This is a genomic window from Kitasatospora sp. NPDC058063, assembly GCF_042885395.1.
GTDB classification, from domain to species: domain Bacteria; phylum Actinomycetota; class Actinomycetes; order Streptomycetales; family Streptomycetaceae; genus Kitasatospora; species Kitasatospora lactacystinica.
Genome location: NZ_JBHVSD010000011.1, coordinates 167,744 through 191,960 on the forward strand (window position 1 = coordinate 167,744; position 24,217 = coordinate 191,960).

A 24,217-nucleotide genomic window follows, 5' to 3' on the forward strand; every position below is an offset into this window, starting at 1 on the left:
GGCCCGCAAGGGGCGGTCGGCAGCGCCGAAGTCATCACCGCTCTGACAGGTGATGAGACTGCCGTGTCCGATCGTCACCTGTCAAGATGGTGACACCTGAGGGCGGAAGGGCGCGGCGCCCGAGGGGGCACCGCACCGCGTCGTCACGCCGGGGCCACCCGACAACTCAGGGCAGCCAGCGAGAGGTTGGAATGGGCCGGGGGAGGATCCTTGCATCTTCGACAAGGTGTCGGGAGTGCGTAATCGGCCAGGCGCGTGTGCGGCGCGGATGCTTTGCCCGAATTTCATCACCGTCTTGACGGGTGACGATGCACGGTGCACCCTGAAAGTCGTCCCCGGCGCCGTTCGGGCGCCCGTCCTTGACCGCCGGTCTGGAGAGTGGCCATGAGCAAGCAGCCCGCGGGCGACCCCGCCGCCGAGGCGCGGCACGCCCGCTACGGCATCCTTCCCGAGCGCATCCGCTTCGAGGACATGACCGAGGAGGCGGCGGGCGGCCCGGGCGGCGCGGCGAACGCCGCGTACAACCCCGAAAGCTCCTGGAACTTCTACAACTGCCTGGCCGTCGACCTGGGCCTGTGACCCCGGTGGTCGACGGCCGGCCGGGGCGCCGGGCCGTGCGGGCGGCTCGGCACCGCTGCTGTCGACCTCGCGCGAAGGGGCCTCCTCGCGACAAGGACCGAAGCCCCCGCCGGATTCGCCCGGAACGCCGACAGCGTGCTGCCGCCCGGCGGACCGCCGGGCGGCAGCACGCTGCGGGGATCGTCAGGCCTGCTTGACCGTGATGCGCCCGTTGCTGGTGCTCAGGGTGAGCCGGTACCGGCCGGACGGGTCGTCGGTGACCCCGATGTCCTGGTGGCCGTTGTCGCTCTTCGCGGACACCTTGTACGCGGCGGCCGGCACGAGCAGGGTGATGGCGCCGTTGGAGGTCGACGCGGAGACGTCCTGCGGCCTGGTCGAGGTGATGTCGATTGCGCCGTTGTGGGTCTCGGCCTGGATGCGGTCGCCGTTCAGTCCGCGCCCGGTGATGGCGCCGTTGGTGGTCGTCACCTCGGTGCTGCCGTTCACCCCGTCAAGGTCGACCGCCCCGGAGTGGGTGGAGACCTGCACGGCGCCCACCCGGGAGAGGCTGACCGCGCCGGAGGAGGTCCGGCCGCTGACCGGCAGCCCCGCGGGGACGTCGACGGTGTAGGTGACCGAGCAGTGCTGGCCGCAGCCGCCGAGCACCAGCACGCCGTTCTCGACCCGACTGGTCGCGCCCGGCTTGTCGTCCTGGTAGCTGACCGACCGGTGCACGGAGACCTTGTCGAGGCCGTCCTTACCGCGCAGGGTCACGCCGCCGGAGGTGGTGTCGAGCTTCACCGCGGTGATCGTCCCGCTCACCGCGGCGTCGTCGTCGAAATTGTTGTCGGGAGCCAACCCGCAGGCACTGAGACCGCCCGCGGCGGCCGCGAGGACGACGAAGGACGCGAGACGGCCGGGCTGCTGGCGCATGTCATTCCCCAGATCTGGAGGGCGTTCCTGAACGGCCCCGTCGCGGGGCGGACCCGACGACGCTATCCCGGTGCGAAAGTCATCGGCCATGGGGCTAACCCCCGTCTCCCGATGGGGAGTTCCCCCACCTCGGGGGCGCCGGGCGGCTGCGGATCACCGGCGAACCGGCGCAGGGCGACGCCTCGCGGAAGCGGCGTCCGAAGCAAGCGCGGCGTCCGAAGCAAGCGCGACGTTCGAAGGAAGAGAAGAGGCCCTCGGAAGCGGCGGCGTGATCGCGGCCCCGGCGGGTGGTACGACGTGCCCCGAGCGCGACATTCGGGCGGAGGGGCGCCGGATCGACGGGGGAGCGATCCGGCGCCCGGCTCGGCGTCGGGGGCCGCGGCCTCGCCGCATCACCCGGTACGGGCCGACCGGGGCTGCGCCGTCACGGCCACCCAGATCTGTCGACCCGTCAGAAGAATTCTACGGACAACGACTTGACCTGTCCATGGGGAGTTCGGGGCGCCGGGCGGAGGTCACGCCCCGCGGGTGATGATCTCCTTCACGCCTTCCATGACGGCCTTGCCGGTCCGCCACTTCCGGAGGTGGCGGTCCGCCGCCAGTTCCTCGACGGCCGAGGTCAGCCAGGCGTCGTCACCGAGCCGTTCGACGTGGCCGAGGTCGACGATGTCCCCCAGCAGTTGGCGCAGCACCGTGAGCTCGGGCGCCGGGTACCACCACCCGTGGTGGACGAACCGGGGCCGCCACAGGTCGTAGGGGTGCCGGACCATGGCGCTGAGGCAGGAGCCGTGGGCGCCGATCGCGCCGTCGTACGTGTTGAGGAGGCCGCCGACCGGCGTGCTGGGGAACCGACCGCGGGTGAACCCGAGTTGCAGGCTCATCAGGCGGTCCCACGGCACCAGGAACGGATCCCGCCCGGCGACGCGGTGCTCGAATCCCCCGGGGAGGACGGCGAGGTGCGCCGTGCTCTCGTGGTCGCCGATGAACCAGCCGCCGTCGATCCGCACCAGGGGTCCGAGGCCGACGGGCGGCGCTTCGGCGCGGGAGGCCACGGGGGAGCCGGAGACGGCGGGGGAGTCGGAGGAATCGGAGGTGTCGGAGGCGGTCGACCGGTCCGCGGCGGTGGGGTGGTTGGCGTTCACGGCTCTCCTCAGGGCATGCGGTGCTGCGCACCGACCAGTCTTCCCGGCGCCACCCCTCGGGTCACCATACCGGCCGGCAGGGGCCGTTGAGCGGGAGGACGCGAAAGCCGTCCTCCCGGCGCCGGAGTTACTCGGCCTCGGACCCGGCCCCGACGCCGGCGCCGGAGTTCGACGCGGCGCCCGCCGGGACGGCCTCCAGCGCGGTCATCCGCGGGAGCAGGAGCAGCACCGCGACCAGCAGGACGAGCAGCAGGCCGCCGCCGATCAGCAGCGGGGTGCGGATGCCGACGGCGGAGGCGATCCAGCCGCTGAGGGCGGCGCCGGCCATGATGCCGAGGCGGCTCAGCAGCATGTAGCAGCTGTTGACCCGGCCGAGCAGCTCCTTCGGGACGGCCTGCTGGCGCAGCGAGATCGCCTGGATGTTCCAGGTGACGATCCCGAAGCCGACCACGCCGTACAGCGCGGCCACTTCGGCCACCGAGGTGCTCAGGCCCATCAGGATCAGCGAGACGCCCATCAGCAGGAAGGCGAGGGCGATCCGGGTGCCCCGGCCGAGCAGCCGGCTGAGCCGGCCGGCCAGCGTGCTCGCGGCGGTGCCGCCGATGGCGCCGGCCGCGAGCACGATGCCGTAGGCGGCGGCGGGTGCGTGGATGACCCTGGTGACCATCAGGACCATCATGGTGGTGCCCATGAAGCAGGCGAGCGCGCCGAGGGTGGAGAGCACGGCGAGCATCCGCACGTCGCGGTGGTGGAACAGCCAGTCGACGCCCTCGCGGATCTCGGTGAGCACCGGGCGGCGGTCGGCCCGGGTGCGCGGCGCGGTGGAGCGGCCGGTGGCGGCGACCAGGACGGCGGCGAGCGCGAAGGACACGCCGTCCACCGTGAAGGGGGCGGCGGCGGCCACGGCGAACAGCGCCGAGCCGAGCAGCGGGCCGATCAGGTTGCCGCCGACGAGCATGTTGGCCTGCATCCGGCCGTTGGCGGCGTCGAGCTGGTCGGGGCGGACCAGCTCGGGGACGGCCGAGGTGGCGGCGTTGGAGAAGACCGTCTCGCCGCAGCCGAGCAGGAAGGCCAGTGCGGCGAGCGCGACCAGCGGCGGGTCGGCGACGAAGATCCAGCAGGCGAAGCCCAGGACGACGGCGGCGCGCGCCGCGTCGATCGTCCACATCAGCCGTCGCCGGTCGGCCCGGTCGGCGAGCACGCCGCCGTACAGGGACATCAGCAGGAAGGGCAGGGACGCGGCGACGGAGACCACGGAGACCGCGCCGGGGGAGTCGGAGACGGCCACCGCCAGCAGCGGCAGGGCGGAGTCCCGCATGCCGTCGCCGACCGAGGATATCGCCGACGCGGACCACAGCAGGTGGAACTTCCGGCCCAGTTGAGGACGGCTTTTCGAGGGCTTCGCGGCCAGGTCGGCTGAGGTCACCGACGCAGTATGTCATGTCCGCGGAGGGTCGTTCGGGCGGTTTCCGAACTGCCTGAGGTGTCCCGAACTGTCCGTGTCGGGAGGGGTGTCGGGCTCATCCGCCGGTGTCCGGAGTGTCCGGTGGGCCTCGGTGGATCCGGCCGGGTCCCGGCCGCGTCCGCCCGGACCCGCCCGGACCCGCCCGGCTGGGGCGGGGCGGGTCGGGCACCGGCGGAGCGGGGCGGGCGAAACGCGAAGCCGGACGCGAGCGCGACGCGAGCGCCCGCGCGCCCCCGGTCGCGCCCGGGGTCCCCGGGGTCAGTGCTTCGGCACGGCGTCCGCGGACTCCGGCAGCGGGTAGGCGCCGGGGTCGACCGGGCCCGGGAGGTCGGTCGCCGGGCGGCCGGGCGCGGTCGGGTCCGGCAGCGACGGCTGGGCCGGCGGGGCCGGGACCTGGCTGAACGGGATGCCGGGCGGCGACTGGACCGGGCTGGTCCGGCCGAGGGGCGGGGCGCCGCGGCCCTGGACGGCGCAGCCCGCCAGGCCCTCCAGGCCGTCCGGGCTCTGGACGGCCGGCTGGTTGCCGGTGAAGCAGTTGCCCGGGTCGACGGAGGCGAGTACCAGGTCGGTGCCGTTGCCGGTGGCCCGGTTGTCCTCGACGCGGTTGCCGCTCGCCGGGTGCCCGGGCGGGTCGGTGACGAGGATCCCGGCCGCGCGGTTGCCCCGGACCAGGTTGCGCTGCACCTGGTTGACGGTGCCGCCGCCGATCCCGATGCCGATGCCGTAGGCGCCGTCGGCCTGTTGGGGGGTGTCGGTGGCGTTGTTGTCGGTGACGACGTTGCCCGCGATCACCGCGCCGTGCTGCGGGGCGAGCGCTTCGAGGTCGTTGGAGTTGAGGGTGACGCCGACCCGGTTGCCGCGGACCAGGTTGCCGACGACGGTGAGGTTGTCGGAGGCGTTGGTGATCTCGATGCCGACGGCGTTGCGTTCGACGGTGTTGCCCCGCACCAGGGTGTCGCAGGGCTTGCACTGGCCGACGTAGATGCCGGAGTCGGCGCCCCCGGAGGCGTACGAGTCCTCGATGACTCCGCCGCGGGCGTCGAAGGCGTAGATGCCGTACAGGCCGTTGTTGTACGCGGTGACGTTGCTGGCGCGGAAGCCCTGGACGGGCGGGAAGCGGACGGTGTCCAGCGGGTCGTAGGCGGAGCCGCCGGCGCCGTGCTGCTGCAGCTTCTCGTCGGTGACGCCGGTGAACAGCACGCCGTTGGCGAGGTAGCCGTGGACGGTGAGGTTCTCCACTACCGAGCCGGGGCCGGAGACGGTGATGCCGTTGACCAGCCGCAGCCCGCCGTCCAGGACCACGGTGTTGCGGTCGGTGCCGCGCAGCACGATCTTGGGCTTGGTGAGGCGCACGCTCTCCCGGTAGGTGCCCGGGTCGACCAGCACGGTGTCCCCCTCGCGGGCCACGTCGACGGCCTGCTGGACGGTCGGGAAGTGCTGCGGGACCCGGATGACCGTGCCGTCCGGGTGCTTGGCGTCGGAGGAGGTCGAGCCGCCCGCGGAACAGCCGGCGAGGGCGAGGACGGCGGCGGCGAGCAGCGCGGGCAGGCGCCTGACGGTTCGGGTCCCGCGTGAGGGTGTTGCGGTCGGGCCGGGGTGACGGGTGGTCAAAAGTTGCATACGGCGTGTTCTATCGTCTCCAATGTCGCCCATGCATGCCGAAGCCGGAAAGGCGCAGGACCGGACACCGACCGTCAGGACCGGTGTGGGTCGGAGGGCCCTGATCACGGGCGGGGCGGTGGCGGCCGCCGGACTCGGTGCCGGGGCCGCGGCGTTGGCCCTGGGCGGCGGCGACGGCCGGGCGGACCCCGGCCGGCCGGCGGCGGCGCCGGAGCCGTCCGCCGTGCCCTTCCACGGCGAACGGCAGGCCGGGGTGACGGCCCCGCAGCAGCCGGCCACCCAGCTGCTGGCCCTCGACCTGGCGCCCGCCGCGACCTCGGACGGGCGGGCCGCCCTGCGCGGCCTGCTCGGCGGGCTGACCCGGGTGCTGGCCGAGGCGGCGGCCGCCCGCCCGGCGGACGCGCGGCTGCGGGACGGCCGGCCGGCCGGGCTCAGCAGCCTGGTGGGGGTCGGGCCGGGCCTCGCCGCCCGGCTGGGGCTGAACGTTCCGCCGGCCCTGCTGACCGAGCTGCCCGCCTTCCCCGGGGACCGGCTCGACCCGGCGCGCGGCGGCGGCGACCTGGTGGTCCAGCTGTGCGCGGTGGACCGCTGGCCGCTGTCCGTGGTCGCCGAGCAGGTGGGCGAGGCGGCCCGGGCGGCCGGCGCGGCGGTGCGCTGGACGCAGTCCGGCTTCCTGGCCCGGACGACCGGGGGCGCCACCCCGCGCAACCTGTTCGGCTTCAAGGACGGCACGGCGAACCCGGACGGTACGGACAGCGGGCAGTGGGTCTGGGGGCCGCCGGGGCCGTACGAGCACGGGACGACGCTGGTCTACCGCCGGATCCGGATGGACACCGCCGCCTTCGCCGCCCTCCCCGGGGACCGCCAGGAGCAGGTGATGGGCCGCCGGGCCGGCGACGGCGCCCCGCTCACCGGCACGGCGGAGCACGACGAGCCGGACATCTACACCAAGAACCCGGACGGCTCGTACGTCATCCCGGCCACCGCGCACGTCCGCCTCTCCAGCCCCCGGCTGGACGGCGGCGCCCGGATGCTGCGGCGCGGCTACAGCTACGACGACGGCCCGGGCGACCGCGGCCTGCTGTTCTGCGCCTTCATGCGCGACCCGGCCCAGTTCACCCGGGTCCAGAACCGGCTGGCCGCCCGCGACGCCCTCAACGCCTTCGTCGAGCACACGGCCTCGGCGGTGGCCTACGTGCTGCCGGGCGCGCCCGAGGGCGGGACGCTGGGGGACGGGCTGTTCGGATGAGCCGTTCGGGCGAACGGTGCGGAGGAACAGCCGCTGTCCGGCGGGAGCATGAGCACCGGCGCAGCGACGCCGAGTGCGTCGAGGGGCGCCGGGAGCGGTGGCCGAGCGCCCTGCCCGACGGCTGACGCCGAGCGGGGCGCCGACCGCGCTCCCGGACGCGGCTACCAGTCCACCGGGAGGCGGGCCGGGCTCCGGGTGGTGCCGCCGAGCTGCCAGGCGAGGTCCGCGACCGGGACGGTGAGGCGCAGGCCGGGCAGCGCGGTGGCGAGGCGGTGCAGGGACTCGCGCATCTCCAGCCGGACCCGCCAGGCGCCGATGCAGTAGTGGGGGCCGGCGCTGAAGGCGAGGGTGGGGGCGGCGAGCGGCAGGCCGAGGTCGGCGTCGAGGCCCTCGGGGTGGACGGCCGGGTCGCGGTTGGCGCTGCCGAGGCTGACGGCGACGACCGAGCCGGCCGGGATGGTGACGTCACCGACCTCGATCGGTGCGGTGGTCCGGCGGATGGTGGCCTCGTCGTCGCCGAGCGGGATGTAGTGCAGCAGGCGTTCGGCGGTGCGTTCGGCGATGCCCGGGTCGGCGAGGCGCGGCCAGTGCTCGGGGCGTTCGCCGAGCACGTAGAGCAGGGCGTTGGCGATTGCACCGGCGACGCTCTCGTTGCCGCTGGCGGTGAGCCCGGCGACCAGGAAGACGAGGGAGTCCTCGGGGACGCCGCCGTCCTGGTCCGCGGCCCGGACCAGCCGGCTGACCAGGTCATCACCGGGCTCGCGGCGCCGGCGGGCGACCAACTCGCCCATGAAGGCGCCGAATTCGGCGAGGGTGTCGTCGTGACCGGTCTCGGTGCCGCGTGGGCCCTTGTTCCGGCCCTCGGCCTGGTCCTCGCCCTGGGCGAGCAGCGCGAGCGTCCAGCGGTGCAGCCGCTCCTCGTCCAGGTGGTCGGGCCCGTCCCCGTCGAGCCCCATCAGCCGGGTGGTGACGGCGAACGGCACCGGCCGGGCGAACGCGGGGACGAGGTCGGCCGGCGGGCCGGTGGCGACCAGCCGGTCCACGGACTGCTGGACGGCGGCGGCGACCCAGGGCTGCCAGCCGGCGATGGCGCGCGGGGTGAAGGCCCGTTGGGCGGTGCCGCGCAGCCGGCGGTGGGCGGGCCCGTCCTGGTTGAACAGGGACGCCGGGTTGGCGGCCACGTCGGCGGTGGCACCCGCGGTGCCGACGTCATGCAGGTCGGCCCGGGTGACCCGGGGGTCGCCGAGGACCTGCCGGACGTCGTGGTAGCGGGTGATCAGCCACGCGGGGGTGCCGTCCGGGAGGGTGGTGGGGTGGGGCGGCTGGGCAGGGGTGAGGGGGAGCCGGTGGAGTGGGGGGAGGGTGGTCCGGGGGTCGGCTGCGACGGAGTCCATGGGTCCCTTCACGGGGTTCGGAGGTCCGGCTGGTCGAGGGGAGTCGAAGCGCTAATTGTCATATATTCATAGGCAATTGGAGGCTTGCGGTGCTTCTCCCGTTACGCCCCGATGATATGCCCTCGGTGCCCCCGGTCGGGTGCCTGATCGGCGGGCAGCAGCGGCCGGAGGGCGCCCAGTACGGCGCCGATGCAGGCGTCCCGCAGCTCGGTGCGGGTGCAGGTCTCCTCGGTCAGCCAGTCGATGACCAGCACCCGGACGAACACCAGCCAGCCGCGCAGGACCTGTGACACCGCCTGCCGCGCCCGCTCGTCCGCGAGCGGGAGGACGCCGAGCAGCCGGCCGCGCAGGGCGTCGAGCTCCTCGGCGATGATCGTCTGGATCACCTGGTCCCCGGCCAGTACCCGGTTGGCGGTGAGCACGGCGTGCCGGTTGGCGATGAAGTAGTCCAGGTGGGCGTCCATGCCCTCGACCAGCTGCTCGATCAGGGTGTCGGCCGGGTCGAAGCGGGTCTTGGCGAGCAGGCCGTCGGCGGCCTCCCGGTAGACCGCGGCGAAGAGGTCGTGCTTGCTCGCGAAGTGCCGGTACAGCAGTGCGCGGGAGACTCCGGCCCGCTCGGCGACCTCCTCCATCAGCACCTCCTCGTACGGCCGTTCGGCGAACATTCGGGCGCCGACGGAGAGCAGCTGGGCGCGTCGCTCGGCGAGGGTGAGCCGACGGCGTGGTTCGTGGACTGGCATGCGGGCCAGGCTACTTGACACATGTCTACTTGTCGGCGCTAGCTTGGTGGGGCACGGTTGGTAGACACGTGTCAACCAGACCTCTGACGGGTGGGTGGGTCATGGCCAAGGCGTTACGGGTGCTCACGTGGACGATGGGGATCGCCTGCGTGGCGATCGGGTTCCTCCACATCCTGCTGGGAAACGCCGCGATGCCCGGGATCGCGGACGCCGGTCCGACGGTCGGCAGCTTCGGCCGCTTCATGGGCGCGGTCTTCGCCGGGTACGGCGTCGCCTGGATCCGGGCCGCCCGGCAGGCGCCGGTGCCCGCCCGGACGGTCCGGTGGCTGGCGGCGGTGCTCCTGCTGGGCGGCCTCGCGCGGGTGCTGTCGATCGTGGTGGACGGCCGGCCGCACCGGTTCCAGCTGGTGCTGATGGCGATCGAACTCGGGCTCGCACCGGTGTACTTGTGGCTCGCCGACGCCGACGAGCGGCCGCGGGGCGGGGCTCAGCCCACCGGGGCGTAGTCCGCCAGGTGGGCGGCGAGGGTGGCCCGGTCGACGGTGGCGCCGGTCAGTGAGACGTAGCCGTCCGGGCGGACCAGCACGACGGCGTCGCCGCGCAGCCCGTACGCCCGGGCGACGTGGCCGCCGGGGTCGAGCACGGCGGCCCGGCGCAGGCCCGGGAGTGCGGGCGGATCGAACGGGCCGGACGGGCCGGACGGGGTGGAGTCGGCGGGCAGGTCCGGGCCGTCGGCCGGTCCGGCCAGGGCCGGGTGCTCGCCGACGGTCAGCAGGGTGAGGTGCGGGCCGCGGAACAGGTCGAAGAGCCGGGCCGGCGTGCCGTCGGCGGTGGTGCAGGGCGCGTCGGGGGCGCGGTCGCCGGCCCGGATGCCGGTGGTGTCGTCGAGGTCGCGGCCGAGCGGCCCGCCTCGGTAGCCGACCGACAGCCCGGTGAAGTCGGCCCCCGCCGTGTTGGCCATGGTGCGGAACTGGTCGGTCAGGGCGCGGGCGCCGTCGGCGCCGAACAGCCTGCGGTGCTGGGTGGAGGTGGCGGCCAGGACGGCGGCGGCGACCGGCAGCCGCTCGGCCTGGTAGCTGTCCAGCAGTGCCTCGGGTGCGCCGCGCAGCACGGCGGCCAGCTTCCAGCTCAGGTTGTGCGCGTCCTGGATGCCGGTGTTCATGCCCTGGCCGCCCGCCGCCGAGTGGCAGTGCGCGGCGTCCCCGGCGAGGAACACCCGGCCGTCGCGGTAGCGCTCGACCATCCGGACCGTCGGCCGCCAGACGGTGGACCAGGTCGGCTCGTGCAGCCGGACCCCGGGCAGACCGGCCCGTTCGGCGAACAGCCGGCGGAAGGTCTCCGGGGTCGGGGCCGGCAGTTCGCCGTGCCCGTCCGGTTCGACGAGGACGTGCGCGGCCCAGGTGTCGTCCTCGCGCATCGGGACCAGCACCAGGGCGCCGACCCCCAGTCGGGGGTGGTTCCACAGGTGCATGCGGTCGGCGTCCAGGCCGTCCACGTCCAGGGTGGCCATCAGGAAGCGCTCCTCGTCCCAGGTCTCGCCGAGGAAGGGGATGCCGGCCAGTTTGCGGACGGTGCTGCGGCCGCCGTCGCAGCCGACCAGGTAGCGGGCGCCCAGTTGCTCGGTGCGGCCGTCGCGGCGGAGGGTGGCGAGCACGCCGTCCGCGTCCTGGGTGTGGCCGACCAGCTCGGTGCCGGTCTCGACGGTGACGCCGTACCCGGCGAGCCGCTCGCGCAGCACGGCCTCGGTGTGGTGCTGGGCGAGCAGCAGCATGCCGTTGTACGGGCGGTCGGGGGTCGGGCGGTTGGTGGGCGCGGGGTCGACCTCCCCGGTGATCCGGTCGCCCTCGTAGGTGCGGACCTTGAGGTTGAGCGTGCCCCGGTCGAGGATCGCGTCCGCGACGCCGAGGTCGTGGAAGACCTCCAGCGTGCGCGGGGTGACGCCCTTGCCGCGCACGCCCCGGTCGCGGAAGCCCGGTTCCCGCTCGACGACGCGGCAGGCGACCCCGGCGCGGGCCAGGCCGAGGGCGAGCGCGAGGCCCACCGGGCCGGCGCCGGCCACCAGGACCTCGGTCGCACGGTCGGGGTGGGCGGGGCGAGTGCTGTGAACGGTGCGCATGACGGATCCCCCTCGGCCGTCCGGCCATAAGATACGGCGCGTTTCCTGCTTCCGACTGTAGACTCGGGCCCACAAGAAACGCAACGTATCTACGAGGGGTGGGTGCGGAAACCCGTGGAGCAGGGCAAGCCGGTGCGGCGGCGCGGCGACGAACTGGAACGGGCGATCCTGGACGCCGTCTGGGGCGAACTCGTCGAGCACGGCTACGACCGGCTCACCATGGACGGCGTCGCCGCCCGCGCCCGGACCAGCAAGCCGGTGCTCTACCGACGCTGGCCGAACCGCCCCGCCCTGGTCATCGCCGCCCTCGGCCACAACGCCCCGGACTTCCAGGAGCCGCCGGACACCGGCGAGTTGCGCACCGACATGCTGCTCTTCATGCGCAGCCTGCTGCACCGCTTCGACGACCTGCCGGGCGAGGCCGTGCACGCCTTCCTGGTCGACCTGCTCCGCGACCCGGAACTCCGGGCCCGCTTCACCGGCTCGCTGACCTCCGACGGCCCGGTGAACACCCTGGAGGCGATGCTGCGCAGAGCCGCCGCCCGGGGCGAGATCAACCCCGACCGGATCACCCCGAGGGTCGTCTCGCTCCCGCTCGACCTGCTGCGCGACGCCTTCCTGACGGGCGGGACGGTGGCACCGGACCGGGTGGTGGAGGAGATCCTGGACGAGGTCGTGCTGCCGCTGCTGCGGGCACCCTCGGAGGGCCGACCGCGCGGTGGTGTGCCTCAGCGCCGATCGAACGAACGTCCGTGAAGGGAGTCCGGAACATGAGCGGCACCGTGGTGGCGGTCAGCAGCAACGCCGAGTACTCGTTCACCAAGCCGAACCGGAACGGCATCACGCTGCTCGCCGGACTCGGCGTCGAGGGCGACGTGCACGCCGGGGTGACGGTCAGGCACCGCTCCCGCGTCGCCCAGGACCCGACCCTGCCCAACCTGCGCCAGGTCCACCTGATCCACCGCGAACTGCTCGCCGAACTCGGCGAGTCGGGCTTCGACGTGGCACCGGGCGCGCTCGGCGAGAACATCACCACCGAGGGCGTGGACCTGCTCGGCCTGCCGGTCGGCGCCGTGCTGCGGATCGGCCCGGAGGCGGCGGTGGAGATCACCGGCCTGCGCAACCCGTGCGCCCAGATCGACGCCTACCGGCCCGGCCTGCTCAAGCAGGTCGTCGGCCGCGCCGAGGACGGCACGATCGTGCGCCGCGCCGGAATCATGGGCATCGTCCGCACCGGCGGCCCGGTCCGGCCCGGCGACACCGTCGCGGTCGAGCTGCCCGACGGCCCGCACCGCCCGCTCGACCGGGTCTGAGGGTGTCGGCGCGTCGGGGCATCGTCGATCGACGACACGGATGATCCGTCAAGTCGGCTGCTCCACAAGCCGAATGGCCGTCGAGCATACCCCCACCCCGTAACGGCGACGGCTCCCGGCGCGCGAGCGGCCGGGAGCCGGGGTGGAGCCTGCGTCGCTGACGAGGGTCAGGACCTGACCAGACGGGCGATGGCCTGATTGGCCTCGCGGATCTTGGTGCTCGCCTCCTGGCCGCCCTCGGCGATGGCGTCCCGGACGCAGCATTCGATGTGCTCGTCGAGGAGTTGGAGGGCGAAGGACTGGAGGGCGCGACTGGCGGCGGAGACCTGGGTCAGGACATCGATGCAGTAGGTGTCCTGCTCGACCATGCGCTGAAGACCACGGATCTGGCCCTCGATGCGGCGGAGCCGCTTGAGGAAGTCGTCCTTGTGGGAGCTGTAGCTGGCCATGGCCGTCTCCGGTTCCTGTGCGGTGAGGCGTGCTCACACCCTACCGGCGGTGCGGCAGGGGGGAGTCGGCCCGGACGGGCGGGGTTGGTGCCCGCCCGGGCCGACGTCCGCGGGTCAGCCCTCGACGCGGCCGACCAGTTCGTAGCCGGCCTCGTCGACGGCGGCGGCCACCTCGGAGTCGGCGAGCGGCCGGGTGCTGCCGACGGTGACCTTGCCGGTGGCGAGGTCCACGGCGACGTCGTCGACGCCGTCGAGCTTCTTCAACTCGGCGGTCACCGAGGTGACGCAGTGGCCGCAGGTCATGCCCTTCACCTGGAAGACCGAGGTCCGGGCGGACTCGGCGGCCGGGGCCGCGCCGGCGCCGGTGCCGCACGAGCCGCAGCAGGAGGAGGTCTCGGTGGCGGCGGACTCGACGGTGACGGTGGTCTCGCTCATGGGTGTGCTCCTGTCGTGGATGCCCGGCGCCGGCCGGGATGTCCGGGCGGCTGCTTCGCTGGTGAACATACCATACCCCCCTAGGGTAATGAAGAGAGTTCCCCGCGACCCCTCCCGTCCGGCCGCCGCAGCGCCGTCCGACGGGGGCGCGGACGTCAACCCGGCTCTGTGACAGTCCTGTTGCGGGGTCCCGGGCAAGGTGGAGGCGCTGCCCCGCATCCCCCGGACGACCGACACCACCACCATCACCAGAGGTGAACCCCATGGACCAGAGCACCCGGCCCGCCGCCCCGCGCGGCCTGCGCGAGATCCTCGCGGCCGGCGAGCGGACCTACTCCTTCGAGTTCTTCCCCGCCAAGGACGAGACCGGTGAACGCGCCCTGTGGGCGGCGATCCGGCGGGTGGAGGCGGTCGCGCCGACCTTCGTCTCCGTCACCTACGGCGCCGGCGGCTCCTCGCGCGACCGCACCATCGGCACCACCGAGCTGATCGCCGCGCAGACCACCCTGCGCCCGGTGGCCCACCTGACCGCCGTCGGCCACTCCACCGCCGAACTCCAGGCCGTCCTGCGGCGCTACGCGGACGCCGGCATCCGCGACGTCCTCGCCCTGCGCGGCGACCCGCCGGGCAACCCCAACGGCGCCTGGCAGCCGCACCCGCAGGGCCTGCGATACGCGGCCGAGCTGGTCCAACTGGTCAAGGACTGCGGCGCGTTCACCGTCGGCGTGGCCGCCTTCCCGGAACGCCACCCGCGCTCGGCGGACTGGGACGACGACATCCGGCACTTCGTCGCCAAGTGCCGCGCCGGCGCCGACTACGCCGTCACCCAGATGTTCTTCGAGGTCGAGCACTACCTGCGGCTGCGCGACCGGCTGGCCGCGGCGGGCTGCGACACCCCGGTCATCCCCGAGATCATGCCCGCCACCGACGTGCGCCAGATCAGCCGCTTCGCCGAGCTCAGCGGCGCCTCCTTCCCGGCCGGCCTGGCACGACGACTGGAAGCGGCCCGCGGCGACCGCGCGGAGGCCCACCGCATCGGCGTCGACCACGCCACCCGGATGGCCGAGCGCCTCCTCCACGAGGGAGCCCCGGGTCTGCACTACATCACCCTGAACCGCTCCACCGCCGCACTGGAGATCCACCGCAACCTCAACCCGACGGCCCGCCCCCTGACCGCCACCCCCGCCTGACCCGGGCACCTGGGGAGAATCGCGGCGATGCCTCTCGGCATGCCGAGAGGCATCGTTTCAAGGACGCGTCGATGCGGCCGGAACCTCGGGGGACCGACCGAACCGTCAGGAGGGGGTGGGGGTCACCGGGTGCGGTAGGCGTCGGTGATGGTCTGGTCGAGGGTGTTGCCGTCGGCGTCGGTGAGTTCGGCGCGCAGGGAGACAGCGGTGCCCGCCGGCGGGTTCTGGACGGTGACGGCGCCGGCCTCGACCGGGAGGCGGGTCCACGAGACGCCGCCGTCGGTGGAGGCCGAGACGGTCAGCGAGCGGGTGCGGCCGTCCGCGGCGGCGCCCTGCACGGTGATCGGGATGCGCAGCGGGCTGCCGGCCGTCGCGGTGCCCGCCGGGGTGAGCTCGGGGGAGAACCGTACGACGCTCACCGGGAGGGCGGTCGGCCCGGTGGTGGCGGCCGAGGTGAAGGTCCAGGACGCGTTGACGCGGGTGGTCGCGCCGGCCGCGGCCTTGCGGGTCGCGGTGGCGGCCAGGCGGTACGGGGCCTTGCCGGGGGTCACGGTGAACTCGCCGCGTCCCGCCACGCCGGACGCGGCACCGACCAGCACGCCGTCGCGGTACAGCGAGGTGTAGGCGGTGTCGAACGACGGGGTCCACGGCGCGTGGCCGTCGCCGTCGGCGAGCAGCGGGACGTCGACGGTGATCCGGTCGCCGTCGCGGGAGACGGCGGGCCGGTCGGTGAGCGCGGGGCCGAAGACGGGGCCGTCGAAGGTGTGGGTGGTCGTGGTGCCGGCCCGGACGGCGAGGCGGTCGGCGGTGTAGTGGTTCGGCCTGCTGTCGTCGGCGCGGGGGACGGTGACGCCGATGTCCCAGGTGCCGCGCTCGGGTGCGACGAGGAAGGTGGCGGTGCCGGGGGTGGCGATGCTCCGGGACTCGCCGATGCTCGCTCCGTCGGTCGGCTGGAGGCTGACGAGCGCGGTGCCGGCGCCGCCCGGTCCGGCGGCACCGCGGATGTTCACGGTGGCCAGTTCCCGCGCGGAGTAGTGCTTGCTGAGCCCGGTCAGCGCGCGGGTGCCGGAGAAGGTCCTGCCGAGCAGGTAGCCGCCGGTACCGGTCTCCCAGTTGACGTCGAACCACTGCTTCACCTCCCCGGCCTCGGTCTCCGGTCCGAGGTGGGCGACGCGCAGGTTCGGCGACCCGTTGGCGACGTTGACGGTCCGGGTGGCACCCTCGTGGGTGACCTCGACGAACATTCCACTGTGCCGGAAGCGCGCGGTGTCGTCCGGCGGCCGGACGTCGACGAGGGCGGTGGTCCGCGCGTCGACGGTGACGGTGGTGTCGTGGTCGAGGTCGAGGCGCGGCTGGACGATCCAGTCCGTCCAGATCGTGCCGCCCGGCTCCAGACCCGAGGTCAGATTGCTGTCCAGCAGGTACCGGCCCTTGGGCAGCCGCACGGTGGTGGTGCCGGAGGGGGCGTCCAGTTGGACCGAGGTGTCGGCGCCGGGGCCCGAGATCCCGGTGACGCCGGTCCGGTACGGCGCGGTCGCGCGGCCGGCGCGGTCCAGGTGCTTGACGGTGAGGGTGTACGTCTCCGGCTCCGCGGCGAAGGCCGTGCCGCCGAGGGCGGGGGTCGAGGTGCCGACCAGGGCGACGGCGACGGCCAGGACCCGGAGGGCGTTCCGGCGGGGAACGGAACGGGCGGCGGAACGAGGGACGGAACGAGCGGCGGAGCGGCGTGCGGAACGGGCAGCGGAGGTTGCGGTCATGTCCTGTACTGCTCGGACGGACGGGGGAGTTCCTGTGACCCATGTCACCGGAACCCGGGCGCCGGACCGGGCAGGGCAGAGTGTGGAAGCACTCATGAGAACGCGTCTTCGCCGCGGCGACCCCGACGTCCTGGGCGAGCTGTACGACGAGCACGCCCAGGTGTTGTACCGCTACGCCCTGCGCGTGACGGGCGACTGGGCGGAGGCCGAGGACGTCGTCTCGACGACCTTCCTGGAGGCGTGGCGCGGCCGGGAGCGGCTGCACCCCGACGGCGACGGGCTGCGCCCGTGGCTGCTGGGGATCGCGACCAACGTCATGCGCCGCAATGCCCGTGCCCGTCGGCGCCGTGACCTCGCGCTCGCCCGGATCCCGGAGCGCGGTTCGGTCCCGGACTTCGCCGACGACCTGGTCGCGCACCTCGCGGACCTGGAGCAGTTGCGTGCCGCGCGCCGGGCGCTCGCCCGGCTCCGGCGCCGCGACCGGGAGGTCTTCACCCTCGTGGTGTGGGCCGGACTGGACTACGCGAGCGCGGCCGAGGCGCTCGGCACACCGGTCGGCACGGTCCGCTCGCGGCTGTCCCGGGCCCGCGCCCGGCTGCGCGAACTCACCGGGGCCGAGGCCCATGCCGAGGCCAGAGCCGCGGCCAGGGCGCACGCCAGGGTCCGCGCCGCCGTCCCCGCCCTGCCCGTACCGGGCCGCCTCCCCGCGCTCCGGCCGTCGACCCAGGAGGGCCACGGATGAACGCCACCCCATGGCGCGGCAGGCCGCGCCCGGAGCCAAGAGAACGCGGGAGATCGGACGTGTCCGAGGAGTCCGAGCGCCGCGAGCTCGCCGAGCTGCTGCCGCCGCCGGCGGTGCCCGGCCTGGGTGCGGATCGTCAACTGCTGCTGAGGGAACGGGTGTTGCGCCGGGCTGCCGGATCCGCGGAGCCGCCGGGCCGCCGCTCCGCTCCGCGGGCCCCGTTCCGGCGTCCGGCAAGGTTCCGGATCGCGGTGCCGGCGCTGGCCTGCGCGCTCGCGGTCGCCGGCGTCCTGGCGGTGGACCTCGGGGGCGCGGGGACGGCCGGGCGCGACCGTACGGTGGCGCAGGGCGGTGCCGCCGTCGCCTCCGAAGCGGTTCGGCTCCTCGACCGGATCGCGCTCGCCGCCGCGGCGGGGCCGGAGCAGCCGACGGTCGGCGCCGACCGGTTCGTCTTCATCGAGAGCAGGGTGGCCTACGCCGCGCAGAGTGCGGCGGGCGGCCCTGTGACGATGGCTCCCGCGCACACCCGGCAGGTCTGGCTGTCCGCCGACGGCAGCCGTCCCGGCCTGCTGCGCGAGGAGGGCGGGCCCGACACCCGGCTCGGCGAGGACGGGCCGGTCCTCCTCCTCGACCGGCCGGGGGCGTCGCCGCGGCCCGAGGCCTCGCGCGGGAGCGGCCCGTCGATCGGCGAACCGACCCACGCGTACGTCGCCTCGCTGCCCACCGACCCGGACGCCCTGCTGAGGCTGATCCGGGAGCAGACCCGCGGTGCGGGCCAGGGCGGTGCCGGCCAGGACCCGGACCAGCGGGCCTTCGCGGCGATCGGCGACCTGCTGGCCGAGACCTGGGCGCCGCCGCGGGTCAGTGCCGCGCTCTACCGGGCCGCCGAGCGGATCCCCGAGGTCACCGTGGTCCCGTCGGCCGGGGACGCCGCCGGCCGGGAGGGCGTCGCCGTGGCCCGTACGGCGCACGGGCGGCAGACGCAGTGGGTCTTCGACCGGACCACGTACGCGTTCCTCGGCGAGCGCACGGTCCTCAGTGAGGCCGGCGAGGCGGGGCCGGCCGGGACGGTGGTCGGCACGTCCGCGGTCCTCGTGAAGGGGGCGGTCGACCGCGTCGGCGAACTCCCGCGGGCGGCAGGCTGATCCGGGCCGCCGCCGTACTGGTCACTGCCTCGGCCACCGCACTGGCCACCGCACAGACCACCGTCCCCGGCCGGGACGGCGGGCTCAGAAGGTCACGACGATCTTCCCGGCCAGCCCGCCCTCGCGGAACCGCTCGTGCGCGGCCCGGACCTCCTGGAGGCCGTAGGTGGCGTGCACCCGGAGCCGCAGGGCGCCGTCGTCGACGAGCCGGGCCAGCTCGCCCAGCCCGGCGCCGTCCTCGCGCACCTGGTGGACGGTGCTGCGCACACCCCGGGCGGAGAGGTCGGGGGCCGGCCCGGCCTGGGTGGCGATCGACGCGTAACGGCCGCCGTCCGCGACCGCCCCGGTGATGTGGGAGCCGAGGGGCCCGGGGGCCGCGAAGGCCCCGAAGGTGTCGAGGACGGCGTCGTAGCCGCGCGCCCGGAAGGCGGCCGGGTCGGTGGAGGCGAGCCGGGCGCCGTGCTCGCGGGCGAAGGCGGCCTGCCCGTCCCGGGAGACCAGGGTGTCGACCTCGACGCCGCGGGCCCGGGCGATCTGCAGGGCGAGCCCGCCGACCTCGCCGGCGGCGCCGGCGATCAGCAGCCGTTGCCCGGCGGACACCGCGAGCCAGTCCAGTGTCTGCAGGGCCGTCAGCCCGGGCAGCGGGAGCGTGGCGGCCTCGACCAGGCTGACGGCCCGCGGTGCGGCGGCCACCGCGTGTTCGGCGCCGGCTGGGCGGTCCTCGCCGTCGGCCCGCTGCTCCCGGCGGCCACCCCGCGCACCCCGCGCCCCGGGGCCGCGTCACCCGACGCGGTCCCCGGCGTCCGCGCCCCCCGCGTGGGCGGCCGTCCGGCAGGAGGTCCGTGCGGGACGTCGGACGGGCCGACTTCCCGCACAGGGACGTTCGGACGCCGGGAATGTTGCATGGTCCACAACTCCCGCTCCCTGGCAGGACACTGGCCGGATGCGGGCCTAGCGTGGAGGGAGGGGAACTGTCATCCGATCACTACGCGCAGTGACCGAAGGGAGAATCGACCATGGCGCCGCAGGACGACCCGGCCTTCCCCAGCTTCGCCAAGTTCATGGACTCCATGGAGTCGGCCCGGCACGAGGACTTTGTACGCCGGGGACTGGCGGGCACGACCGACGCGGACTCCTTCTCCGCGATGGTGGAGTACATCAGGAACATCTATGCGGGTGTCGAGGTCGCTCACAGCTTCGTCGACACCAACGGGCAGGTCTTCGACTGCGTGCCGATCGAAAGCCAGCCCGCCCTCAGGGGCAGCTTCAGCGTTCCCCCGGCACCGCCCGACGCTCCGGTTGTGGCCCGGCCGCGGAGCGCCGGCCAGGGCACGCCGATCCAGCCGCAGCTGCGGTCCGACCGGCTGGACAAGTTCGGCCACGCGATGTCGTGCCCGCCCGGTACGATCGCGATGCGTCGCGTCACCCTTGAGGAACTGGCGAGGAGCGGCAGCGTGCAGAACTTCCACCGGAAGTATCCGCAGGGGGAAGGCCGCCACCCCAGACTGAGCCCTCCTGAAGCCGACTCGGGCATCCACAAGTACGCGCATGCCTTCCAAGTGGTGGACAACCTCGGCGGTCACGACTTCATCAACATCTGGGACCCCGGCGTCGGGTCGGAGATCTTCTCGCTCTCCCAGCACTGGTACGCCGGCGGCTCACCCGTGCAGACCGTCGAGTGCGGCTGTCAGGTCTACCCGGCGAAGTACGGCACCACCCAGCCGGTGCTCTTCATCTACTGGACGGCCGACGGCTACCAGAACACCGGGTGCTACAACCTCGACTGCTCGGCGTTCGTCCAGACGAACAGCGCCTGGGCCATCGGTGGCACGATCGGCCCGGTGAGCGTCTCGGGCGGCGCACAGTACGAGCTCGAGGTGACCTACTACCTCTCGGGCGGGAACTGGTGGCTCTATCTGGGCGGCACCACGGCGAGCAACGCGGTCGGCTACTACCCGGGCTCGCTGTTCGGCGGCGGCCAGCTCGCGAGCAACGCCCAGGACGTCGACTACGGCGGTGAGGTGGTGAACAACGTGGCGTGGCCGCCGATGGGCAGTGGCGCGTTCGCCGAGAGCGGCTGGCAGTACGCCGCCTACCAGCGCGACATCTACTACTTCGCGACCGACAACACGTCCCAGTTCGCGAAGCTGACCGGAGTCCAGGCATCGCCGAACTGCTTCACCGTATTCGTCGGCAGTGCTCCCGATCCGTGGAACGAGTACATCTTCTTCGGCGGTCCGGGCGGCACCGGCTGCACCTGACCCCCACGCCGAGACGCGGCTCCGGGCGGTCACTCCGGGCAACGCCGAAGCTCTTCTTCTCTCCGTGCTCAGGCAAGCCGATCGGCACCCGTTCCGGTGAACAGAGAAGGTGTCGGGCGATCCCTTCGCGGATCGCCCGACACCTTTCGTGCGGGCCTGCTCAGTGCTGGTGGTCGCCGCCCGGTTCCCCGGCCGCCGGGGCGGCGGCGCCGTCCGCCGTCACGGTGAAGGCCGCCGTGCGGACGGTGTCCTGGTGCTTGAAGTCCAGGAAGAGGCGGTAGCCGCCGGTGCTCGGGGCGGTGGTGGTGAAGCCGATCTCCGGGCCCGGGGCGCCGGTGTCCGGGTGGACGTGCAGGTAGGCGAGGTCGCCGGCGCGCAGCGCGACGAGGTGGCCGTACGCGCCGAGGTAGGGCTGGAGGTCGGTGACGGGCCTGCCGTCCTTGCTGACGCTCAGGGTCAGCCTGCCGCTGCGCCCGGGCGTGAGGTCGCCGCCCAGGGTGACGGTGTAGCCGTCGACCGTGACGGTCCGTCCGGTCTCCGGCAGCGGGGCGGGCCGCAGGTCGCCCGCGGCGTGCAGGTCGGCGCCGAGGGTGAGTCCCTCGGCGGCGCCGGCCGGGGTGAAGTCCGCGAGGACCCGGTACTCCCCGGCGGCGGGGACGGCGGTCCGGGCGCTCCAGGTGCCGTCGGCGGCCAGGGCCGGGTGCAGGTGCTGGAAGGTCGACAGGTCGCGCGGGGCGACGATCAGGTGCAGGTCCTTCTCGTGTTCCTGCTGGTAGGCGGTGACGGGCTTGCCGTCGCTGCCGAGGATGCGGAAGCGCAGGTCGGTGGGGGAGCCGGCGGTCACGAAAGGGTTCTCGACGCTGAGCGTGTAGCCGCGCTCGGAGATCTGGAGCCCGCCGGGCAGGTGCTCGGCGCCGCCGCCCGTCTCCTGGGTGTGCCCCGCGTGCCCTGCCGTGGCGGGCTTGGGGGAGGGGCCGCCGCTGCCGGTGGCGTGGCCGGCGCCGAGGGCGAGGCCGAAGGCGGCGGCGAGTCCGGCGGCGAAGGCGGTGATGCGCAGCGGGGTGTTCATGGCGCGGTTTCTCCTCGTGGCGCGGAGTGAAAGGGGGCGGGGGCGGGGCGGGCGCTCAGGCCCGCATGAGCCGGGCGACGCCCTTGAGTGAATACCCCATGGGGGTATCGAGTCAAGCGGTCGCCGCTCGGGGAAAATACCTGCCAGGGGTATCGCTCAAGCCTTGCGGCCGATACCCCATGGGGGTATAAAGGAACCCGGCACTGCCCGATACCCCTCCTAGGTATGAAGGCCCCGGCCGCCGAACGTACCGCACGACGACGTCACGAGGAGCGACGATGACTACCCAGGCACCCGCCTCCGCGGAGGTGGAACTCTCGATCGGCGGAATGACGTGCGCCTCCTGCGCGGCCCGCATCGAGAAGAAGCTCAACCGGATGGACGGGGTCACCGCCAGCGTCAACTACGCCACCGAGAAGGCGAAGGTCTCCTTCGAGGGCGGGGTCGAGGTCGCCGACCTGATCGCCACCGTCGAGGCCACCGGCTACACCGCCGCGCTGCCCGCGCCCCCGGCCGCGGAAGGGGGCGGCGCCGAGCGGTCCGGGCCGGCCGACGAACTGGCCCCGCTGCGCCAGCGGCTGTTCACCGCGGTGGCGCTCGCCGTGCCGGTGATCGCGATGGCGATGGTGCCGGCCCTCCAGTTCGACAACTGGCAGTGGCTGTCGCTGACCCTCGCCGCCCCGGTCGTCACCTACGCCGCCTGGCCGTTCCACCGGGCCGCGTTCACCAACGCCCGGCACGGCGCCGCGACCATGGACACCCTGGTTTCGCTCGGCACCCTCGCCGCGTTCCTCTGGTCGCTGTGGGCGCTGTTCCTCGGCGACGCCGGGATGCCGGGCATGCGGCACGGCTTCGAGTTCACCATCGGCCGCAGCGACGGCTCGTCCAACATCTACCTGGAGGCGGCGGCCGGCGTCACCGCCTTCATCCTGGCCGGCCGCTACTTCGAGGCGCGCTCCAAGCGCACCGCCGGGGCCGCGCTCAAGGCGCTGCTGGAACTGGGCGCCAAGGACGTGACGGTGCTGCGCGGCGGAACCGAGCTGCGCATCCCGATCGCGGACCTCGCGGTGGGGATGCGCTTCGTGGTCCGGCCGGGCGAGAAGATCGCCACCGACGGCGTGGTGGTCGAGGGCGCCTCGGCCGTGGACGCCTCGATGCTGACCGGCGAGTCCGTTCCGGTCGAGGTCGGGGTCGGGGACGCCGTCACCGGTGCCACCGTCAACGCGGGCGGGCGGCTGGTGGTCGAGGCCACCCGGGTCGGCGCCGACACCCAGCTGTCCCGGATGGCCAGGCTGGTCGAGGACGCGCAGAACGGCAAGGCCGCCGCGCAGCGCCTCGCCGACCGGATCTCCGCGGTCTTCGTGCCGATCGTGATCACCCTCGCGGTGGCCACCCTCGGCTACTGGCTGGGCACCGGCGAGGGCTGGACCGCCGCCTTCACGGCAGCGGTGGCCGTGCTGATCATCGCCTGCCCGTGCGCCCTCGGCCTGGCCACCCCGACCGCCCTGCTGGTCGGCACCGGCCGCGGCGCCCAGCTGGGCGTCCTGATCAAGGGCCCGGAGGTGCTGGAGTCCACCCGCAAGGTCGACACCATCGTCCTGGACAAGACCGGCACCGTCACCACCGGCCAGATGACCCTGCTCGCGGTGCACACCGCCGAGGGCGTGGACCGGGCCGAGGTGCTGCGCCTGGCCGGCGCCCTGGAGCACGCCTCCGAACACCCGATCGCCCGGGCGATCGCCACCGCCGCCGCCAAGGCCGGCGAACTGCCCGCCGTCGAGGGCTTCGAGAACGTCCCGGGCCTGGGCGTCCAGGGCGTGGTGGACGGCCACGCCGTGGTGGCCGGCCGGGAGGCCCTGCTGAACGCCTGGTCGCAGCACCTGCCCGGGACGCTGGCCGAGGCCAAGGCCGCCGCCGAGGCGGCCGGCCGCACCGCGATCGCGGTCGGCTGGGACGGCGAGGCGCGGGCCGTGCTGGAGGTCGCCGACGCGGTCAAGCCGACCAGCGCCGAGGCGATCGGCAAGCTGCGCGCACTGGGTCTGACCCCGGTGCTGCTCACCGGCGACAACCGGCTGGTCGCCGAGGCCGTGGCGGCCGAGGTCGGCATCGCGCCGGAGCACGTGATCGCCGAGGTCATGCCGCAGGACAAGGTCGACACCGTCAAGCGGCTGCAGGCCGAGGGCAAGGTCGTCGCGATGGTCGGCGACGGCGTCAACGACGCCGCCGCGCTCGCCCAGGCCGACCTGGGCCTGGCGATGGGCACCGGCACCGACGCCGCCATCGAGGCCGGCGACCTCACCCTGGTCCGCGGCGACCTGCTGGCCGCGGCGGACGCCATCCGGCTCTCCCGCAAGACCCTGGGCACCATCAAGAGCAACCTGTTCTGGGCCTTCGGCTACAACGTCGCCGCCCTGCCGCTGGCCGCGGCCGGGATGCTCAACCCGATGATCGCGGGGGCCGCGATGGCCTTCTCCTCGGTCTTCGTGGTCGGCAACAGCCTCCGGCTGCGCCGCTTCCGCTGAGCGGCCGCCTCCGTCGAGGCCCCGCTTCCGCCGAGGCCCCGCGACCGTCCGGGCGCCGAGGATCCGAGCCACTTCCCACCGCCGGGCCGAGGCCCCGGAACCCCGCCATGGGTTCCG

The 24,217-nt window shown here is 74.1% G+C and carries 22 protein-coding genes; 10 read left to right on the top strand and 12 right to left on the bottom strand.

Going from position 1 to position 24,217, the window contains the following annotated elements:
- The first annotated feature begins 384 nt into the window (after positions 1-384).
- Complete coding sequence (locus ACFVUY_RS20995; RefSeq protein ID WP_387690970.1) at positions 385-579, top strand: hypothetical protein; 195 nt, start codon at positions 385-387, stop codon at positions 577-579.
- Between the two features lie 183 nt (positions 580-762).
- Here ACFVUY_RS20995 and ACFVUY_RS21000 read toward each other — a convergent pair whose 3' ends face one another.
- The 4 genes from ACFVUY_RS21000 to ACFVUY_RS21015 all read right to left on the bottom strand — a co-directional run bounded on the left by ACFVUY_RS21000 (position 763) and on the right by ACFVUY_RS21015 (position 5,718).
- Positions 763-1,491, bottom strand: a complete 729-nt coding sequence (locus tag ACFVUY_RS21000) for a DUF4097 domain-containing protein (protein ID WP_387731865.1) — start codon at positions 1,489-1,491, stop codon at positions 763-765.
- Between the two features lie 515 nt (positions 1,492-2,006).
- Positions 2,007-2,633 (bottom strand): hypothetical protein, encoded by a 627-nt coding sequence (locus ACFVUY_RS21005; protein WP_387731867.1) that lies wholly within the window; start codon positions 2,631-2,633, stop codon positions 2,007-2,009.
- A gap of 127 nt (positions 2,634-2,760) precedes the next feature.
- Positions 2,761-4,059, bottom strand: coding sequence for an MFS transporter (locus ACFVUY_RS21010; protein ID WP_387690976.1), 1,299 nt, complete (start codon positions 4,057-4,059; stop codon positions 2,761-2,763).
- Positions 4,060-4,356: 297 nt separating this feature from the next.
- On the bottom strand, positions 4,357-5,718 hold the full coding sequence (locus ACFVUY_RS21015; protein ID WP_387731870.1) for a right-handed parallel beta-helix repeat-containing protein: 1,362 nt from the start codon (positions 5,716-5,718) through the stop codon (positions 4,357-4,359).
- Between the two features lie 31 nt (positions 5,719-5,749).
- Here ACFVUY_RS21015 and ACFVUY_RS21020 point away from each other — a divergent pair, with 31 nt between their 5' ends.
- Positions 5,750-6,967 carry a Dyp-type peroxidase gene (locus ACFVUY_RS21020; RefSeq protein WP_387731873.1) on the top strand — a complete coding sequence of 406 codons (1,218 nt, stop codon included), beginning with the start codon at positions 5,750-5,752 and terminating at the stop codon, positions 6,965-6,967.
- Positions 6,968-7,128: 161 nt separating this feature from the next.
- On the opposite strand, the gene ACFVUY_RS21025 is transcribed toward ACFVUY_RS21020, so the two are convergent.
- Both ACFVUY_RS21025 and ACFVUY_RS21030 read right to left on the bottom strand, forming a co-directional pair.
- Positions 7,129-8,361, bottom strand: coding sequence for a cytochrome P450 (locus tag ACFVUY_RS21025; RefSeq protein ID WP_387731876.1), 1,233 nt, complete (start codon positions 8,359-8,361; stop codon positions 7,129-7,131).
- A 101-nt stretch (positions 8,362-8,462) separates the two neighbouring features.
- On the bottom strand, positions 8,463-9,101 hold the full coding sequence (locus ACFVUY_RS21030; protein WP_387690984.1) for a TetR/AcrR family transcriptional regulator: 639 nt from the start codon (positions 9,099-9,101) through the stop codon (positions 8,463-8,465).
- Between the two features lie 101 nt (positions 9,102-9,202).
- Here ACFVUY_RS21030 and ACFVUY_RS21035 point away from each other — a divergent pair, with 101 nt between their 5' ends.
- Positions 9,203-9,607 carry a DUF4345 domain-containing protein gene (locus ACFVUY_RS21035; RefSeq protein ID WP_387731879.1) on the top strand — a complete coding sequence of 135 codons (405 nt, stop codon included), beginning with the start codon at positions 9,203-9,205 and terminating at the stop codon, positions 9,605-9,607.
- Here the strand turns inward: ACFVUY_RS21035 and ACFVUY_RS21040 are convergent.
- The gene (locus tag ACFVUY_RS21040) at positions 9,589-11,217 is read right to left on the bottom strand and encodes an FAD-dependent monooxygenase (protein ID WP_387731882.1); all 1,629 of its coding nucleotides are present in this window, start codon (positions 11,215-11,217) and stop codon (positions 9,589-9,591) included. The genes ACFVUY_RS21035 and ACFVUY_RS21040 overlap by 19 nt on opposite strands.
- A gap of 102 nt (positions 11,218-11,319) precedes the next feature.
- Here ACFVUY_RS21040 and ACFVUY_RS21045 point away from each other — a divergent pair, with 102 nt between their 5' ends.
- Positions 11,320-11,973 (top strand): TetR/AcrR family transcriptional regulator, encoded by a 654-nt coding sequence (locus ACFVUY_RS21045; protein ID WP_387731884.1) that lies wholly within the window; start codon positions 11,320-11,322, stop codon positions 11,971-11,973.
- 14 nt (positions 11,974-11,987) lie between these two features.
- Positions 11,988-12,530 carry an MOSC domain-containing protein gene (locus ACFVUY_RS21050; protein WP_387731886.1) on the top strand — a complete coding sequence of 181 codons (543 nt, stop codon included), beginning with the start codon at positions 11,988-11,990 and terminating at the stop codon, positions 12,528-12,530.
- Positions 12,531-12,697: 167 nt separating this feature from the next.
- On the opposite strand, the gene ACFVUY_RS21055 is transcribed toward ACFVUY_RS21050, so the two are convergent.
- The gene (locus ACFVUY_RS21055; protein WP_224282060.1) at positions 12,698-12,979 is read right to left on the bottom strand and encodes a metal-sensitive transcriptional regulator; all 282 of its coding nucleotides are present in this window, start codon (positions 12,977-12,979) and stop codon (positions 12,698-12,700) included.
- Between the two features lie 114 nt (positions 12,980-13,093).
- Complete coding sequence (locus tag ACFVUY_RS21060) at positions 13,094-13,414, bottom strand: heavy-metal-associated domain-containing protein (RefSeq protein ID WP_387731889.1); 321 nt, start codon at positions 13,412-13,414, stop codon at positions 13,094-13,096.
- A 263-nt stretch (positions 13,415-13,677) separates the two neighbouring features.
- On the opposite strand from ACFVUY_RS21060, the gene metF reads away from it, so the two are divergent.
- The gene (gene metF / locus ACFVUY_RS21065; protein ID WP_387731892.1) at positions 13,678-14,604 is read left to right on the top strand and encodes a methylenetetrahydrofolate reductase [NAD(P)H]; all 927 of its coding nucleotides are present in this window, start codon (positions 13,678-13,680) and stop codon (positions 14,602-14,604) included.
- 122 nt (positions 14,605-14,726) lie between these two features.
- Here metF and ACFVUY_RS21070 read toward each other — a convergent pair whose 3' ends face one another.
- Positions 14,727-16,361, bottom strand: coding sequence for a serine protease (locus ACFVUY_RS21070; protein WP_387731895.1), 1,635 nt, complete (start codon positions 16,359-16,361; stop codon positions 14,727-14,729).
- Positions 16,362-16,455: 94 nt separating this feature from the next.
- On the opposite strand from ACFVUY_RS21070, the gene ACFVUY_RS21075 reads away from it, so the two are divergent.
- Positions 16,456-17,103: an RNA polymerase sigma factor gene (locus ACFVUY_RS21075; protein WP_387731898.1), complete on the top strand. Its 648-nt coding sequence runs from the start codon at positions 16,456-16,458 to the stop codon at positions 17,101-17,103.
- Between the two features lie 59 nt (positions 17,104-17,162).
- Complete coding sequence (locus ACFVUY_RS21080; RefSeq protein WP_387731901.1) at positions 17,163-18,248, top strand: CU044_5270 family protein; 1,086 nt, start codon at positions 17,163-17,165, stop codon at positions 18,246-18,248.
- 84 nt (positions 18,249-18,332) lie between these two features.
- Here ACFVUY_RS21080 and ACFVUY_RS21085 read toward each other — a convergent pair whose 3' ends face one another.
- Positions 18,333-18,941: a zinc-binding dehydrogenase gene (locus tag ACFVUY_RS21085; RefSeq protein ID WP_387731903.1), complete on the bottom strand. Its 609-nt coding sequence runs from the start codon at positions 18,939-18,941 to the stop codon at positions 18,333-18,335.
- Positions 18,942-19,264: 323 nt separating this feature from the next.
- On the opposite strand from ACFVUY_RS21085, the gene ACFVUY_RS21090 reads away from it, so the two are divergent.
- Complete coding sequence (locus tag ACFVUY_RS21090) at positions 19,265-20,509, top strand: neprosin family prolyl endopeptidase (RefSeq protein WP_387731906.1); 1,245 nt, start codon at positions 19,265-19,267, stop codon at positions 20,507-20,509.
- Positions 20,510-20,669: 160 nt separating this feature from the next.
- Here ACFVUY_RS21090 and ACFVUY_RS21095 read toward each other — a convergent pair whose 3' ends face one another.
- Positions 20,670-21,578, bottom strand: a complete 909-nt coding sequence (locus ACFVUY_RS21095) for a hypothetical protein (RefSeq protein WP_387731909.1) — start codon at positions 21,576-21,578, stop codon at positions 20,670-20,672.
- A gap of 278 nt (positions 21,579-21,856) precedes the next feature.
- Between ACFVUY_RS21095 and ACFVUY_RS21100 the strand changes: the two genes are divergently transcribed.
- The gene (locus tag ACFVUY_RS21100; RefSeq protein ID WP_387731912.1) at positions 21,857-24,100 is read left to right on the top strand and encodes a heavy metal translocating P-type ATPase; all 2,244 of its coding nucleotides are present in this window, start codon (positions 21,857-21,859) and stop codon (positions 24,098-24,100) included.
- Positions 24,101-24,217: the final 117 nt, after the last annotated feature.

Coding starts and splice junctions, on each gene's coding strand:
- ACFVUY_RS20995 (WP_387690970.1), top strand. CDS start 385: ATGAGCAAGCAGCCCGCGGGCGACCCCGCCGCCGAGGCGCGGCACGCC.
- ACFVUY_RS21000 (WP_387731865.1), bottom strand. CDS start 1,491: ATGCGCCAGCAGCCCGGCCGTCTCGCGTCCTTCGTCGTCCTCGCGGCC.
- ACFVUY_RS21015 (WP_387731870.1), bottom strand. CDS start 5,718: ATGCAACTTTTGACCACCCGTCACCCCGGCCCGACCGCAACACCCTCA.
- ACFVUY_RS21020 (WP_387731873.1), top strand. CDS start 5,750: ATGCATGCCGAAGCCGGAAAGGCGCAGGACCGGACACCGACCGTCAGG.
- ACFVUY_RS21025 (WP_387731876.1), bottom strand. CDS start 8,361: ATGGACTCCGTCGCAGCCGACCCCCGGACCACCCTCCCCCCACTCCAC.
- ACFVUY_RS21030 (WP_387690984.1), bottom strand. CDS start 9,101: ATGCCAGTCCACGAACCACGCCGTCGGCTCACCCTCGCCGAGCGACGC.
- ACFVUY_RS21035 (WP_387731879.1), top strand. CDS start 9,203: ATGGCCAAGGCGTTACGGGTGCTCACGTGGACGATGGGGATCGCCTGC.
- ACFVUY_RS21040 (WP_387731882.1), bottom strand. CDS start 11,217: ATGCGCACCGTTCACAGCACTCGCCCCGCCCACCCCGACCGTGCGACC.
- ACFVUY_RS21050 (WP_387731886.1), top strand. CDS start 11,988: ATGAGCGGCACCGTGGTGGCGGTCAGCAGCAACGCCGAGTACTCGTTC.
- ACFVUY_RS21055 (WP_224282060.1), bottom strand. CDS start 12,979: ATGGCCAGCTACAGCTCCCACAAGGACGACTTCCTCAAGCGGCTCCGC.
- ACFVUY_RS21060 (WP_387731889.1), bottom strand. CDS start 13,414: ATGAGCGAGACCACCGTCACCGTCGAGTCCGCCGCCACCGAGACCTCC.
- metF (WP_387731892.1), top strand. CDS start 13,678: ATGGACCAGAGCACCCGGCCCGCCGCCCCGCGCGGCCTGCGCGAGATC.
- ACFVUY_RS21070 (WP_387731895.1), bottom strand. CDS start 16,361: ATGACCGCAACCTCCGCTGCCCGTTCCGCACGCCGCTCCGCCGCTCGT.
- ACFVUY_RS21075 (WP_387731898.1), top strand. CDS start 16,456: ATGAGAACGCGTCTTCGCCGCGGCGACCCCGACGTCCTGGGCGAGCTG.
- ACFVUY_RS21090 (WP_387731906.1), top strand. CDS start 19,265: ATGGCGCCGCAGGACGACCCGGCCTTCCCCAGCTTCGCCAAGTTCATG.
- ACFVUY_RS21095 (WP_387731909.1), bottom strand. CDS start 21,578: ATGAACACCCCGCTGCGCATCACCGCCTTCGCCGCCGGACTCGCCGCC.
- ACFVUY_RS21100 (WP_387731912.1), top strand. CDS start 21,857: ATGACTACCCAGGCACCCGCCTCCGCGGAGGTGGAACTCTCGATCGGC.